16 protein-coding genes are annotated in these 15,564 nt (G+C 33.0%); 7 read left to right on the top strand and 9 right to left on the bottom strand.

Annotated elements, in window-relative coordinates:
* Window positions 1-7: 7 nt before the first annotated feature.
* The 9 genes from ACTS9J_RS13175 to ACTS9J_RS13135 all read right to left on the bottom strand — a co-directional run bounded on the left by ACTS9J_RS13175 (window position 8) and on the right by ACTS9J_RS13135 (window position 9,087).
* Window positions 8-1,327, bottom strand: a complete 1,320-nt coding sequence (locus ACTS9J_RS13175; protein WP_038331998.1) for a trigger factor — start codon at window positions 1,325-1,327, stop codon at window positions 8-10.
* A gap of 279 nt (window positions 1,328-1,606) precedes the next feature.
* Window positions 1,607-2,971: an acetyl-CoA carboxylase biotin carboxylase subunit gene (gene accC / locus ACTS9J_RS13170; protein ID WP_115001485.1), complete on the bottom strand. Its 1,365-nt coding sequence runs from the start codon at window positions 2,969-2,971 to the stop codon at window positions 1,607-1,609.
* A gap of 20 nt (window positions 2,972-2,991) precedes the next feature.
* Window positions 2,992-3,474, bottom strand: coding sequence for an acetyl-CoA carboxylase biotin carboxyl carrier protein (gene accB / locus ACTS9J_RS13165; protein ID WP_125348723.1), 483 nt, complete (start codon window positions 3,472-3,474; stop codon window positions 2,992-2,994).
* A 125-nt stretch (window positions 3,475-3,599) separates the two neighbouring features.
* Complete coding sequence (rpmF, locus tag ACTS9J_RS13160) at window positions 3,600-3,797, bottom strand: 50S ribosomal protein L32 (RefSeq protein ID WP_019975824.1); 198 nt, start codon at window positions 3,795-3,797, stop codon at window positions 3,600-3,602.
* A 55-nt stretch (window positions 3,798-3,852) separates the two neighbouring features.
* On the bottom strand, window positions 3,853-4,434 hold the full coding sequence (locus ACTS9J_RS13155; RefSeq protein ID WP_125348725.1) for a YceD family protein: 582 nt from the start codon (window positions 4,432-4,434) through the stop codon (window positions 3,853-3,855).
* A gap of 72 nt (window positions 4,435-4,506) precedes the next feature.
* Window positions 4,507-5,580 carry a 4-hydroxythreonine-4-phosphate dehydrogenase PdxA gene (gene pdxA, locus ACTS9J_RS13150; RefSeq protein ID WP_125348727.1) on the bottom strand — a complete coding sequence of 358 codons (1,074 nt, stop codon included), beginning with the start codon at window positions 5,578-5,580 and terminating at the stop codon, window positions 4,507-4,509.
* Between the two features lie 9 nt (window positions 5,581-5,589).
* The gene (locus ACTS9J_RS13145; protein ID WP_125348729.1) at window positions 5,590-6,066 is read right to left on the bottom strand and encodes a hypothetical protein; all 477 of its coding nucleotides are present in this window, start codon (window positions 6,064-6,066) and stop codon (window positions 5,590-5,592) included.
* Between the two features lie 9 nt (window positions 6,067-6,075).
* Window positions 6,076-6,462, bottom strand: a complete 387-nt coding sequence (locus ACTS9J_RS13140; RefSeq protein WP_125348731.1) for a RidA family protein — start codon at window positions 6,460-6,462, stop codon at window positions 6,076-6,078.
* Window positions 6,463-6,474: 12 nt separating this feature from the next.
* Entirely contained in the window at window positions 6,475-9,087 is a 2,613-nt protein-coding gene (locus ACTS9J_RS13135) for a putative LPS assembly protein LptD (RefSeq protein WP_448353310.1), read from the bottom strand.
* 72 nt (window positions 9,088-9,159) lie between these two features.
* Here ACTS9J_RS13135 and ACTS9J_RS13130 point away from each other — a divergent pair, with 72 nt between their 5' ends.
* From ACTS9J_RS13130 to ACTS9J_RS13100, 7 genes are all read left to right on the top strand, one after another.
* Window positions 9,160-10,455, top strand: a complete 1,296-nt coding sequence (locus tag ACTS9J_RS13130) for an N-acetylmuramoyl-L-alanine amidase family protein (RefSeq protein WP_448353309.1) — start codon at window positions 9,160-9,162, stop codon at window positions 10,453-10,455.
* 59 nt (window positions 10,456-10,514) lie between these two features.
* Window positions 10,515-11,489: an MlaD family protein gene (locus ACTS9J_RS13125; RefSeq protein ID WP_416410818.1), complete on the top strand. Its 975-nt coding sequence runs from the start codon at window positions 10,515-10,517 to the stop codon at window positions 11,487-11,489.
* Window positions 11,490-11,542: 53 nt separating this feature from the next.
* Window positions 11,543-12,868, top strand: a complete 1,326-nt coding sequence (locus ACTS9J_RS13120; protein ID WP_291062968.1) for a (Fe-S)-binding protein — start codon at window positions 11,543-11,545, stop codon at window positions 12,866-12,868.
* 71 nt (window positions 12,869-12,939) lie between these two features.
* Window positions 12,940-13,368 carry an LNS2 domain-containing protein gene (locus ACTS9J_RS13115; protein WP_125348737.1) on the top strand — a complete coding sequence of 143 codons (429 nt, stop codon included), beginning with the start codon at window positions 12,940-12,942 and terminating at the stop codon, window positions 13,366-13,368.
* A gap of 39 nt (window positions 13,369-13,407) precedes the next feature.
* On the top strand, window positions 13,408-14,199 hold the full coding sequence (locus ACTS9J_RS13110; protein ID WP_038332021.1) for a (Fe-S)-binding protein: 792 nt from the start codon (window positions 13,408-13,410) through the stop codon (window positions 14,197-14,199).
* A 180-nt stretch (window positions 14,200-14,379) separates the two neighbouring features.
* Window positions 14,380-14,847: an ABC transporter ATPase gene (locus ACTS9J_RS13105; RefSeq protein WP_125348739.1), complete on the top strand. Its 468-nt coding sequence runs from the start codon at window positions 14,380-14,382 to the stop codon at window positions 14,845-14,847.
* 114 nt (window positions 14,848-14,961) lie between these two features.
* The gene (locus ACTS9J_RS13100) at window positions 14,962-15,564 is read left to right on the top strand and encodes a LemA family protein (protein WP_180904995.1); all 603 of its coding nucleotides are present in this window, start codon (window positions 14,962-14,964) and stop codon (window positions 15,562-15,564) included.

Below are 15,564 nucleotides of genomic sequence, written 5' to 3'. Positions count from 1 at the left end.
GAAGTGATTAAGCTTCTGCTAATTCTTTATTTTTTTCTGTAATAATGTCAACAAACTCGTCAAATGTTACTTCTTTCTCGTTCAATTTTACATTGTTTTTGAAGATGTCTAACATTTTGTCTGTAAACACTTGGTATGATAAACGGTTGTATTCTTCTTGATTCTGTAAAGCAGACATTGCAATTTGTTGTAATGTTTCTTCTGGAATAGAAGTTTGACCGTACATTTTTAATTGATCTTTGATTGCAGCAAAAGCAGCTTCTTTTACTTCCTCAGCATTTACTTCTACATTGTTAACTTCAGCAATTTTAGCTTCGATTAATTGGTAACGTAAACCTTTGTCCATTTTTACCAATTCTTCTTTCGCTTGCTCTTCAGAAGTTACATTTTCGTTAGAAGTGATTAACCATTTTGTTAAAAATTCTGTTGGTAAATCAAATTGAACTGTATCTAATAATTTAGCTACAACATCATTGATAATTTGTTTGTCAGATTCTTTGTTGTACATGTTTTCTGACTCTTCTTTGATTTTGTTACGGAAAGCTTCTTCTGAATCTACAGCTCCTTCTCCATAAACTTTATCAAATAATTCTTGGTTAACTTCAGCTTTTTCAGCTTTGTTAATTTCTTTGATTGTATACGTAACGTTAGTTCCTTCTTCAGAAACTTCTGTGTTCAATTGTTGTGCAGCTTCTTCAGCAGTGTCAAAAATATCGTTAGAATTTACTTCTACAACATCACCAGCTTTTTTACCGATAAATGCAGAAGCATCTTTCAATTCTTCTAAACGGATAAATGTTGGTTTAGCTTCTTGCCCTTCTACAGCAGCTTCTACTTTCAATACAGCTTCAGCTTCAGCTTCAGTTAAAGATTTTAATGATCCAAAACGAGCAGCGAAATTATCTACATATTTTTGGATTTCGTCGTCAGCAACTTTTACTTTGTAGCTTTCAACTTCTACTTTAGATAAATCAACATCAAATTCTGGAGCTAATCCTAATTCGAAATCAAATGATAATTGATCAGCATCCCAATCAACATCTTTCATTACTGGAACTGGATTTCCTAATATTGATAATTTTTCTGTGTTGATGTACTCAGATACACTTTTTTGTAAAATTTCGTTAACTGTATCAAAAATAACAGCTTGTTCGTATTGTTTTTTTACAAAACTCATTGGAACTTGTCCTTTACGGAAACCTTTGATGTTAGCTGTTTTTCTGTATTGGTTTAATACGTCAACTACTTTTTCTTGATAATCTGCCTTATCAACAGTTACAGTTAATACTGCGTTTAATTTGTCTGTTGTATTTTTAGTAATATTCATCTACCTTAAATTTGGAGTGCAAATGTATAAATTATTAATGATTTTTAATAGTAAAAAGTAATATTACAATCAATTCATTCACTATAAATTAACAATTCGGATTGAATCTTATCAAATAGTTTAGATTTTGATTTTAGATACAATGATTGAATTGATTATTTACTACTTTTCTGAGGTGATATTTTCAACAATTAAGCCATTTGATTTTTGCTGACACAATGACATAAAAAAATCCAGAACGAATGTTCTGGATTTTTAATATTTCGAAAATTTAATTTCTTATAATTCTCCGTAATTTGCGTAAGATTCGTCAAAAACAAAATCCTCCATAAATTTAGTTGTGTAGTTACCCGCGATAAAATCTGGGTGATCCATCAACTGTAAGTGGAAAGGGATTGTAGTTTTGATACCTTCGATATAGAATTCTCCTAACGCACGTTTCATTTTTGCAATTGCTTCTTCACGTGTTTGTGCAGTAACAATGATTTTTGCAATCATAGAATCGTAGTTTGGTGGAATAGAATATCCAGCATAACAATGTGTATCTATACGAACACCATTACCACCAGGAATATTAATATTTGTAATTTTTCCTGGAGAAGGGCGGAAGTCGTTGTAAGGATCCTCTGCATTGATACGACACTCGATTGAATGTCCGTTTGGATAATAGTTTTGACCAGAGATTGGCTCACCAGCAGCTAACATAATTTGTTCGCGAATTAAATCGAAACCTGTTACTTGCTCTGTAATTGGATGTTCTACTTGGATACGAGTATTCATCTCCATAAAGTAGAAATCTCCGTGTTTGTCAACTAAGAATTCAATTGTACCAACACCTTCATAACCGATATATTCACAAGCTTTAACTGCTGCATCTCCCATACGTTGACGTAATTCGTCTGTCATGATTGGAGATGGAGTTTCCTCTGCTAATTTTTGATTACGACGTTGAATAGAACAGTCACGCTCTGATAAGTGACAAGCTTTACCGTTTTGGTCACTTGCAACTTGAATCTCGATATGACGTGGTTCTTCGATCAATTTTTCCATGTACATTCCGTCGTTACCAAAAGCTGCAGCAGCTTCTGTACGAGCAGATTCCCATGCGTGTAATAAATCTTCTTCTTTCCAAATTGCACGCATACCTTTACCACCACCACCGGCAGTAGCTTTCATCATAACTGGGTATTTAATTTCGCGCGCAACCTCTAAAGCTTGCTCATAGCTTTCTAATAAACCATCAGAACCTGGTACTACAGGAACACCAGCTTCTTTCATAGTAGCTTTCGCATTGGCTTTATCTCCCATACGGTCGATATTATCTGCAGAAGCACCGATGAATTTGATTCCGTTAGAAGCACAGATTTTAGAAAAAGTAGAGTTTTCAGATAAAAACCCATAACCTGGGTGAATAGCATCCGCGTCAGTAATTTCTGCAGCCGCGATGATGTTAGCCATTTTTAGGTACGAATCTTTACTTGGAGCAGGACCAATACACACAGCTTCGTCAGCGAAACGTACGTGTAATGAAGTCTCGTCTGCTTTAGAGTAAACGGCAACCGTTTTGATTCCCATTTCTTTTGCAGTACGTATAATACGCATTGCAATTTCACCTCTATTAGCGATTAATATCTTTTTAAACATAATTTTTTAGATGTAATTGATTAAGCTGGATCAACTAAGAATAATGGTTGATCGTACTCAACTGGACTAGCGTCGTCCACTAAGATTTTTACAATTTTTCCAGAAACTTCTGATTCGATTTCGTTGAATAGCTTCATTGCTTCAACAATACATAAAACTTTACCTGGAGCAATAGCATCACCTACATTAATAAAAGGTTCTTTACCTGGTCCTGCAGCACGGTAGAAAGTACCAATCATAGGAGATTTAACTGTAATTAAATTACTATTTTCTTCTTCTGTTGATGTTGTAGAGTTATTTGCTGGTGCAGCTGCTGACGCTTGAGGAGCGGCAATTGGAGCTACAGGAGCTTGTGGTACATAAATTTGTTGAGATGCAACTTGTGCAGGTACGCTTGCTAAAGTTTTGATTTTGATTTCGATGTCATCTTGTTTGATGCTTACTTCAGCAACTTCTGCTTTTGATACGAATCTAATTAAATTTTGAATGTCTTTAATGTCCATATAATGCGGTTTTTTATTTGACCTTTTATGTTTGTTTTTTATAAAACGATTTCAAAGGTATTGAAAAAAAAATAAAAAAAGCTGTTTCTTTTTAGAAACAGCTTCAAAATCTTTCGAAGATTATATTATTCAGTAACTTCTTGTACTTTCTCTAATACTACTTTACCTTTGTAGTATAATTTTCCGTCAGACCAGTGAGCTCTGTGATATAAATGTGCTTCACCTGTTGTTTTATCGATTGCTAATTGTGGAGCTTCGATTTTGTAGTGTGTTCTACGTTTATCTCTTCTTGTTGACGACTGTCTTCTCTTAGGATGTGCCATATCTAACTACTTTTTTTTCTTTATTTCTATAATTTATTTTAATAATAAAAACCAATTAAGGTTTCAAATCTTTCAATTTTGCCCAACGAGGATCAATGTCGTTATTATCGTCATCGTCATCATTGTTGTTGTCTTCATCGTAATGCTCGTATTCTTCATCTTCGTCTAATTCGTAAATGCTGTATTGGTCTAACAATTCAATCATTTCAGAATCGCTTTTGCCATTCAAGACATCGGGATGAATTCGTTTTGTTGGTACTGATAACATTGCCAATTCATAAAGAACTTGCGCAACGTTGATTTGGTATTCCTCTCTTGGAATTACCCACATTTCAAAATCAGTATCGTCAAACTCGTTTCCAAATTTAACAATTAATTCTGCATTATTTGAAATTTCTTGTTGAAACAATTCTCCAGTCAAATCACAAGGGACTGTAATGTCTCCTTTTAAGCTGATTTCTAACTCAAGCATTGTTGATTTTTTATCTAAAATAATTGTTGCAATTAAATTAGGATTGTCAAAATCTTGCTCAATTTCAAATAAATCAAAGAACGATTGTGATAATTCGAATGTAAAATCACTCTTACCAAAAGGCAAGCTTGTAAATACAATATTATAATTTTTTAACTTGTCCATACCACAAAAAGGTGTGCAAAGATAATCTAATTTATTTAAAATTAATAGCTCTTTGCAACTTATTTTAAATTTTTATTCTTTATTATCGCCTTTTTCTAATTTTAGATGGATATGTTGCAATACATTTTTTGTTAGCTCTTGGTATTCGTTTCGATTTTTATATAATTCGATCGCTGAAAAAATAGCTTCCTTAAATGATTCTTCGTTTGCAATTCCTTTTCCTGCGATGTCGTAAGCCACACCATGATCTGGCGAAGTTCGTACAAATTTTAATCCAGCTGTATAATTAACGCCTTCATCAAAACTAATTGTTTTGAATGCCACCAATCCTTGATCGTGATACATGGCCAAAACCGCATCAAAAGCGTCTAAATTACTTGGATTGAAAAAACTATCTGCCGAATAAGGTCCAAAAACTAATTGATTTTCGTTAATGCAACGCTCGATAACTGGCGAAATAATTTCTTTTTCTTCTGATCCTAACAGACCATTGTCACCTGCATGAGGATTAAGACCTAAAACTGCAATTTTTGGTTTTTCGATGGCGTAATCTTCAATCAAACTTTTATGAATTTGTTGAATTTTTGCATAAACAGATTTTGGATTAATTTGTTTTGCAACTTCGCTAATTGGAATATGTTGCGTTACTAAACCAACTCTCAATTTTTCTGAAACTAAGAACATCAAAGGTTTTCCTCCCCAAATTTCTCCTAAATATTCGGTATGACCTGGGAAATGAAATTCTTCGGACTGAATATTATCTTTATTAATTGGAGCCGTTACCAAAACATCAGTAAAACCATCTGAAACAGATTTTGCAGCCGCTTTTAATGATTGATAAGCGTGTTCACCAGCTTCTTTGGTTACTTTACCATAATGTACATCAATTTGATCTTTCCAAAGATTAACCACATTGATTTTTCCGTCTACAATTTGATTCGCATCTTGAATACCTTGAAAATTGATTCGGTCAAATTTTAAACGATCTTTTTGATACGATAATAATTTGGTTGAACCGAAAATAACAGGCGTAAAAAACTCTGTTATTTCTTTTTCTTGTAAGGTTTTTAAGATAACCTCAATTCCGATTCCGTTATAATCACCAATCGAGATGGCAACTCTAATTTTTCTATCTTTTTCAGACATAATGTTAGTTTAATATGATTGGCTGGATGGTTTGTATTTTTTTAAAAATCTTTTGTAAATTAAATCTACAATTAAACCTCCAATCCATGATGAAAAGAATAAAACTGGACAGATCGCAATTTCGTACCAAGTTGGGTGATAAGGCGTGATAAGAACGTCGCCTAATGCAACGATTAACACAATAAAACCTACAAACATCGTGTAAGCTTGTTTAGCTCTTCTTACGATAAGTGCTGTTATAACACCTCCAACTAAAGCTGCAATTCCACTAATTGCGAGCATTGATCCAAAAAATTGAACTTCGAATTTTTTTCCTTCTTGGTGCGAAAAGTATTTGATGATGTGTCTCCATTCCGGAAAAACTTTGTTGTCCCATCCCAATCTATCCGCGTTGTATATAAGACCAAATTGTATGATAGCGTAGATAACAGCTAATCCTACTATTACAGCAATTGTGTTTCTTAATACAGTTTTGTCTTTTAGCATAATATTTTATTAGTCTGCAATAGCGATTACAGAAATTTCAACATTTACGTCGCGTGGTAAACGAGCAACTTCTACACATTCGCGTGCAGGATAATTTTCGTCATTAAAATAAGAAGCATAAACTTCGTTAACTGCGTTGAAATCATTCAAATCCTTAACAAAAATTGTTGTTTTTACAACTTGGTCAATTGTTGTTCCGCCAGCTTCTAAAATTGCAATTACATTTTTCATTACTTGATGAACTTCATCTTGAATACCTGTTGTAACCAATTCATTTTTTTCTACATTGAAAGGAATTTGTCCTGATGTGTAAATAAATCCGTTGTATTTTACACCTTGTGAATAAGGTCCAATTGCTTGTGGTGCTTTTTCTGTATGAACGATTTGTTTTTTCATATTAATATTTTTTTAGTAATTAAGTCTTGATCTATCGTTGTATTTTAAATCTTGTAAGATTGATGCTTTGATTCCGATAAAGAAATCATAACTTTTATATGTTCCCATTGGTGTCCAGTTGAATGATAAGGTAAAGCTTCGTAAATCTCTTTCAAAACCAAAACGTACATAAGTTATTTCACTTTTGATGAAATCGTAAGTTGCATTTGCAGAAATTGCCCAATATGGTGTTGGCGAAATTTTACCATTCATTGCAATAGAACCTGTGCTACTTCCTTTTCGTTCTGTTCCTTTGCTATAATTATAACTTAAATTAGCTGTTAAACTCCAAGGAATAGCAAATTGCGCATAATTATCGCTGTCATAATAGAAATTTTCATCACGAACTGTTCCACGTTTTTTATAGTTCTTGGCATCGAAACGTTTTCCGCCAAATGTACTATTGTCAAATGTATAACCAGTTCCTAATGTCATATTCGAAATACGAAGATTTCCTAAGCCAAGTTCATCAATGTATTGAGCAACTTCACTTCCTTCAGCATTCATGTAACGTTGAATTTTATATGGATTAACAGTTGACGAAAATTGTACGTTTACTTTTCTATCAAACAAAGATGTCATTCCGTTAATACTGATTGGAGAAAGTTTAAATTCATCTGCAGAGAAGTTATAAGATGAACTCAAACGTAAATATTCAAATATCTTTACTTTTTTGAAACCTTTCGGGTCATTTGCATCTTTTACTTTCATCTCTAAGTTGTTCGAAATTCCAAAGTTTAATGAATTTGTCAAACCAGGAATTGATACACCATACAACATGTTTTGATATTGATTGTACCAAACTTCTTCTTGATTTTGGTTTTGATAAGCTTTGTAATATCCCCAAGATTGACTTTGGAAATCCGGCGTATAACTATAACCAATAGATGGTGTAATCACGTGCTGAATTCCTAAAATCTTAGCATCTTTATTTGGATTAAGATATAATCCATAAATATTAGTTGAAACAGAAGCATTGAAATTAAATGTTCGATATGAATTGAATCCTTTCAATGTTGTGTCCTCTATTTTTCCGTTAACAGAATTGTAATTTTTAATCAAACGATTATCACCCCAAACTTCATTATAGTCAGAAGAAAGTGTTAATGGGAAATAATTAGCAAGTGTAATACCTGTCTGCAAACCAATTTTGTGATTCGCACCCATTCGCATTTGATCTTTCCACATTTTGTCTGTAAAGATGTCTTTGTCGTTGGTGTTAACTTCATTTCCAGCTTGCATACTATACGTTAAACCAAGATTCTGAATTAAACCTTCTTTTGGCATATTTTTCTTTGCAAACGGGAAAATACGAGACATAGTCAAGTTGAAACGAGGAAATGCAATGTTAATATCTCCAGTATTGTAATTTTGAGAGTGCGACATACTCAACTGAGCTGTTAGTGGAGCATTCTCAAAGTTTTTTGTTAAGTTAATAGACGAGTTAACGTTGTTTGTAAAAACTTGTCCAGTATTAATGTATTGATTTCGTACAGATTCACGGTAATATTTCGAACTCGAAAAGTTAACATTGGCATTGAATAACCAATATGGATTTGCTTTCGGATCTTGGCTATGTGACCACATAACACCAAACATACTTTGTTTAGAAAAGGCATTAGAGCCTTCTGTAAGACCTTTGATACCAGTTAAGCGATTTTCTACATTCGCTGCAAGTCGCCCATTGTATTTGTAACGTTTTTTATAGGTAGACTCGGCTCTAGTAGCCCAACTACCTTTTGTATAGATATCTCCCGAAAGTTTTAAATCAAAATTATCTCCAAATGGAACATAAAACCCTAAATCTTCGATAAAGAAACCAAGATTTGTACGCTCACCTGGGCGAGGCATCAAAATACCTGCGGCACGTTTTGCACCCATCGCTGGGATGTAACCAAATGGCAATGCTAAGGGCGTTGGTACGTCATAAATCCACATATTGATAGGTCCGGTAATTAATGTTTTCTTACCATTTTTATCAATCATTTTTCCTTCTTTGGCGCGAAGAAAATAATCTGGTCGAGTATCTTTTCCTTCTTTAAAATAAGTATCCGTTGTAAAATCGGCACGTTTTAGTAACATTACCGAATCGTTGACACGTTTCGCTTTATCTGCAATGATGATTCCATCTTCTTGCGTCATGCGAATGTTATATGCAATTCCAACTTTCGTTTTGAAGTTTACTTTGAAAGCATCTTGCAAAATTTCTTGTTGACCTTGTGTAAACTTTGTTTTTTCAACAATATTCCCAATAGAATCGCGCTTACCTTCGGCATATACATCACCTGTATCCCAATTTAGTTCAATATAATCTGCATCAATAGCCATATCGCCGTAAACTACATGTGCCTTACGCAAAAGGTAAGTCATACGTTTTTTACGATTATGTATTTCGTCCTCGGAATTGTGCTCTACCACAAACTCTAATTTCTCTTTTACAGGTATAATAGTATCTAATTTTACAGAATCAGAAACTATCTTAGAGTGATCTTTATCGTTATTATTTTGCTTAACTTGTCCAAAAGAAACGGTGCAAACCATTACTGGACTAAAAAATAAAATCGATTTAATTGCCTTTGTAAACAAATTGAAAAACTTATTTTTTATAAATTGCGTCAAAATTAATCAAAAAAACAAACCTATAGTATGAGTTTAAAAATGATTAACATACAAAAGTATTTATTTTTTGCGATGATGATGGTATTTTCTACATTTTCATTTGCACAAAAAAAGCAAAATTTTGTAATTGTTATTGATGCTGGTCATGGTGGACATGATGCTGGAGCAAGGGGAGTCGCTGATTATGAAAAGAATATTACGTTAGATGTTTCGAAAAGATTGGCGGAATTAATTAAGAAAAATCACAAAGATGTTAAAGTTGTTTTAACACGTGACACAGATATTTTTTTAGAATTATGGGAACGTACACGAATTTCAAATGATAATCATGCGAATTTATTTGTCTCGATTCACTGTAATTCGGCTGATAACAAAAGTGCAACGGGAACAGAAACATTTGTAATGGGATTGAAGCGATCTAATGAAACAGATGAGGTTTCTAAACGTGAAAACTCGGTTGTGTTTTTAGAGAAAGATCAAGAACGTTACGAAAAATTTAATCCAAATGATCCAGAAGCGGTTATCGCTTTCGAGATTATGAATGCAGCTTACAAAGAACAATCTATTCGTTTTGCAGATTTGGTAGAAAAAGGTTTTGTGAATCGTGATTTCAGAAAAAGTAGAGGTGTTAAACAAGCAAACTTTCACGTGTTGAGAGGAAATGCTTCCCCATCTGTTTTGGTTGAGTTAGGATTTATTTCGAATTATGACGAAGGAACTTTTTTAGCATCTGATGAAGGAAAAGAAAAATCGACTAAAACAATTTATGAAGCATTCAAACAATTCAAAAAAGAATACGATCGTAGAAGTGGAGTAGAGGACGAGGACGAAAAACCTAAACCAGTTAAAAAAGTTGAAAAACCTGTAGAAGGAAAAAAATTGAAGGTAAGGGTAATGGAGTCTAAAATGAAATTTTCTTCAACTTCGCCGCAATTAAGAGGTTTAACAGATTTAGATGTAATTCAGGAAGGTGATAATTACGTGTATTATTACGGAGAAACAGATTTACAATCTCGTGCAGATGATTTGTTGCAAACGATAAAACGTAAAGGATTTTCTGGTGCAAAAATTGTAGAATTTGAAACGAATAAAAAATTAGAAGGTGGTAAAAATTATCGTGTTCAGTTTATGACATCAAATAAAAAATATAAAGACAAAGACGAAAAATTTAATGGATTGACAAATGTGTTGCGAGTAAAAGAAGGTGGACTTCAGAAATATTATTATGGCTCTGATAAAACAATGGAATCTGCTCAAAAAACATTGAAACAAGTACAAGACAAAGGTTTTAGAAACGCCTTTATCGTTACATTTAATGGTGAAGAACCAATGTAAACGTAATATAAAATGTTTCTTTACAAATTAAATTTTATTTTTGCATAAAATCATAACAAGTGAAGTTATCTAAAGAATTAAAAATAGGAGTTGTTACCATCTTAACCTTAGTAGGTTTTTTCATGCTATTCAATTTCTTAAAAGGTCAAAATATTTTTTCATCAGGACGTTTGTTTACAGTGAAATACGAAAATGTAAGCGGATTAGCTCCTTCTAAACCTGTTTCTGTAAACGGTTTGAGAGTTGGTCAGGTGAAAGAAATTAAAATTATAGATACTGCAAAACCTATCTATTTTGAAGTCGTGATTTCTGTCGAAAAAGATATTCAATTTTCAAAAAAAACAATTGCAGAAATTTACGAACCAGGAATTATGTCTGGACCAGAAGTTAGACTTTTATTAGACTATGGACCAGATGTAGCAAAAGATGGTGATTATTTACAAGGTCGTATTGCAGGTGGAATGTTAGATGGTTTGACAAAACAATTAACGCCAACACAAGCAAAATTAGATAGTGTTTTATTAAGTTTTAATCAAACATTAGGAAGTGTAAATAATGTTTTGGATCCGTCAACTCAACAAGATATTAAAGCAATGTTGAGAAATTTGAATCATACAATTGATTCGTTCGACAAAACAGCGCAATCGTTGACTGCAACATCAAATAGTGCAAATAATTTGATCAAAACAAACGAAAAGACATTGAACACAACGCTTAACAATGCAAGTGCTACAATGGCTTCTGCAAAAGCTACAGTTGACAAATTTGGAAAAACTGCGGATAAATTAAACGCGTTAGAATTGGATCAAGTGATTAAGAATTTCGAAAATGCATCTAAAAACTTAAATACATTGTTAGAAGATATGAACAATGGAAAAGGTTCTTTAGGAAAATTAGCAAAAGACGAAACACTTGCTAACGAGCTTGAAGCAACAATCAAAAATATGAATGAATTCGTAACTGACTTAAAGAAAAACCCAAGTCGTTATGTTAATATTTCTGTTTTTGGTAAAAAGCAACCAGTTCAGCCATAAGATCAAAACTAAAATTAAATACTCAAAACTCATAAAAAGACTAATAAAAAATGATGAAGTACATTCCAAATGTAATCTTTCTTCTAATTATGATAGGAAGTATTTGGTTCTTTGCGCAAAACGTAAAGAAACTTATACGTAACATCAAATTAGGGAAAGAAATCGATCGTTTCGATCATCCTGCGGAAAGGTGGAAAACGATGGCTCGTGTGGCTTTAGGACAAGGTAAAATGATTGTTCGTCCTCTTGCTGGTATTCTGCATATCTTTGTTTATGTAGGATTTGTTTTAATCAATATCGAAGTATTAGAAATTATCATCGATGGTGTATTCGGAACACACCGTATTCTAAGTTTCTTAGGAGGTTTCTATAACGGAATGATTGGGTTTTTCGAAATTTTAGCCTTTTTGGTGATGGTTTCGTGTATCATTTTCTTCTGTAGAAGAAACTTTGTAAAAGTTGGGCGTTTCTGGAAACCAGAAATGAAAGGCTGGGCAAAAGACGATGCAAATTATATCCTAATTATGGAGGTTGCATTTATGTTGGCTTTATTTACAATGAATGGTGCAGATCAAGTGTTACAAAAAATGGGTGCACCTCATTATATCGAAACAGGATCTTTTCCAATTTCTTCCTGGTTAACAGCACCAATTATTAGTCAATTCAACGACATCACATTTATTACAATTATAGAAAGAGCAGCGTGGTGGTTTCACATCATCGGAATTTTCTTTTTCTTAAATTATTTATATTATTCAAAACATTTACACATCATTTTGGCTTTTCCAAACACATGGTTTTCTAAGTTAGAACCAAAAGGAGAATTCAATAATTTACAATCTGTAACAGATGAGGTAAAAATGATGATGGATCCAAATGCAGATCCTTACGCAGCTCCTGCTGAACCACAGGGGGAACCAGAAACATTTGGAGCAAAAGATATTTTTGATTTAAATCGAGTACAATTGCTTAATGCCTACACATGTACAGAATGTGGACGTTGTACATCTGAATGTCCAGCAAATTTGACAGGAAAAAAATTATCTCCACGTAAAATTATGATGGATACACGAGATCGTTTAGAAGAAGTAAGCAAAAATATCGATACAAATGGTAAGTTTGTTGATGATGGTAAAATGCTTGTTAACGATTATATTACACCAGAAGAATTATGGGCATGTACATCTTGTAATGCATGTACACAAGCTTGTCCAGTAAATATCGATCCTTTATCAATTATTGTTGATTTACGTCGTTATTTGGTAATGGAACAATCTGCTGCACCAAACGAGTTGAACATGATGATGACAAATGTCGAAAACAATGGAGCTCCTTGGCAATTTAACAATGCGGATAGATTGAATTGGGCAAACGATTAAAATTGTAAAATACAATTACTCATTCTCAAAGAACTATTAATTTTTGTACATAACACACAAACACAACACACATGGAAAATTTCTTAGAGGAAAAAATTGAAAACGGAGAAAGAGTAAGTCCTATTTTACCAGAAAATGTTAAAAATTATTTAATTGACATTGATGGAACAATTTGCGATGATATTCCAAACGAAGAACCAGAACGTATGCTAACAGCAGAATTATATCCAGATGCTTTAGAAACGTTAAACAAATGGTACGACGAAGGACATATTATCACATTTTTTACATCACGTACAGAAGAACATCGTGAGTACACAGAAATTTGGTTGAAAAAACATGGTTTCAAATACCATGGACTTTTAATGGGAAAACCTCGTGGAGGAAATTATCATTGGGTTGACAACCATTTAGTAAAAGCGACACGATACAATGGTAAATTTACAGATTTGGTTGAAAAAAATGTTTCGATTCAAGTTTTTGATGATGGAAAACATTAAACTAAATCCATTCAAATAACACAAAGACTACAAAAAAATATGTCAAATATTACAGTTAAAACAATGGCTCAATATATGGCCGAAGGCAAACAACCAGAAGTTTTGTTTTGGGTTGGTTGCGCCGGAAGTTTTGATGACAGAGCTAAAAAAATAACACGAGCATTCGTTAAAATTTTAAATAATATTGGCGTAGAATTCGCCGTTTTAGGAACAGAAGAATCGTGTACAGGTGATCCTGCAAAGCGTGCTGGTAACGAATTTGTTTTCCAAATGCAAGCTATGATGAATATTGAAGTTCTGAATGCTTACGAAGTGAAAAAGATCGTTACAACTTGTCCACATTGTTTCAATACGTTGAAAAATGAATATCCAAGTTTAGGTGGAGAGTATGAAGTTTTGCATCATTCTCAATATTTACAGCAGTTAATCAACGAAGGTAAATTGAAATTAGAAGGTTCTGAAACGTTCAAAGGAAGACGAATCACTTTCCACGATCCTTGTTATTTAGGTCGCGGTAACGATGTGTACGAAGCGCCTCGCGAATTAATCGAAAAATTAGATGCCGAATTAGTCGAAATGAAACGTTGCAAAACACGTGGATTATGTTGTGGTGCTGGTGGAGCGCAGATGTTCAAAGAACCAGAAAAAGGAAACAAAGACATCAATGTAGAACGTACAGAAGAGGCTTTAGAGAAAGAGCCGCACATTATCGCAACAGGTTGTCCATTTTGTAATACAATGATGACAGACGGTGTAAAACACTTCGAAAAAGAATCAACGGTTATGGTAAAAGACTTAGCTGAATTGATTATGGAAGCGAAAGATTTATAATCGAATTTATAAAAATAATATAAAAAAGCCATCTCTTTGAGATGGCTTTTTTATGTAAAAATTTTAGCTTTCTAACATCTAACATCTAACATCTAACATCTAACATCTAACATCTAACATCTAACATCTAACATCTAAAATTTCCGTATCTTTGAAACACAAATTTTAAACAAAGAGAAAATGAATTTAGCAGACGATTCAAGAATTTGGATTTTTCAAGCCAATCGTAAATTCTCAACAGAAGAAAAGCAAGCTATTACAGCTAAACTAAATACTTTTATAGCGGATTGGAATGCGCATGGCGCTGAACTTTTAGCTGATTTTGATTTACCTTATGATCAATTTATTGTAGTTGGTGTAGACGAAAATCAAGCGACAGCAAGTGGTTGTTCTATCGATAAATTAACGAAAATCGTACGCGAAATTGATGCAGATTATTCGTTCGATTTATTGAACAGAATGTTAGTTTCGTATGAAAATGAACAGGAAGTTTTTATCGAAAAATTACCAACATTCAAACAAAAAGTAAAAGAAGGAGAAATCAAAAATGTAAAAGTTTTCAATAATGGAATTTCTTCTTTGAATGATTTTAAGCAAAATTGGTTATTACCGATTGAAGAAAGTTGGGCGAAAACATTATTAAATTAAACGCTTAAAATCCAAAAAATATTAAAGCCGAGTTTAGAAATAAGCTCGGTTTTATTTTTGATAAAATATTGTTTAAAAAACACTATTTTTACGTAATAATAAATTAAAAATACTATGAAAAACAAAGGATGTCTTATTGGCGGAGTGATTCTTTTACTTCTTGCAGGAATCGTTTTCTGGGGAATTGGAGTTTCGAATACGATCAAAACAACAGACCAAGGTGTGCAAAAACAATGGTCGAATGTAGAAAATACATATCAAAAACGTTCAGATTTAGTTCCAAATTTAGTGAACACGGTAAAAGGTGCTGCGAATATGGAAAAAGAAACGTTAACAGCTGTGATTGATGCACGTGCAAAAGCGACTTCTAATCAAATTAAAATTGATGATCCAAGTCAATTAACAGATGCAAATATTGCGAAATTTCAACAAGCTCAAGATCAATTAGGATCTACATTAAGCCGCTTATTGGTTTCTGTTGAAAAATATCCAGATATTAAATTCAATCAAAACTTTACTTCTTTACAAGCAGAATTATCTTCTATCGAACAAGAAGTTTTATTTGAAAGAAAAAAATACAACGATGCTGCAGAGAAATTTAACAACATGATTGTAACTTTCCCTAACAGCTTAATCGCTGGTTTTACAGGTGCTACGAAAAAAGGTTATTTCAAAGCTGCTGCAGGATCTGAGAATGCTCCTAAAGTAGAATTCTAA

This window comes from Empedobacter sp. ULE_I140, assembly GCF_053482575.1.
The sequence above is the reverse complement of the archived record's forward strand: the minus strand, read 5'-3'. Positions and strand labels throughout refer to the sequence as shown.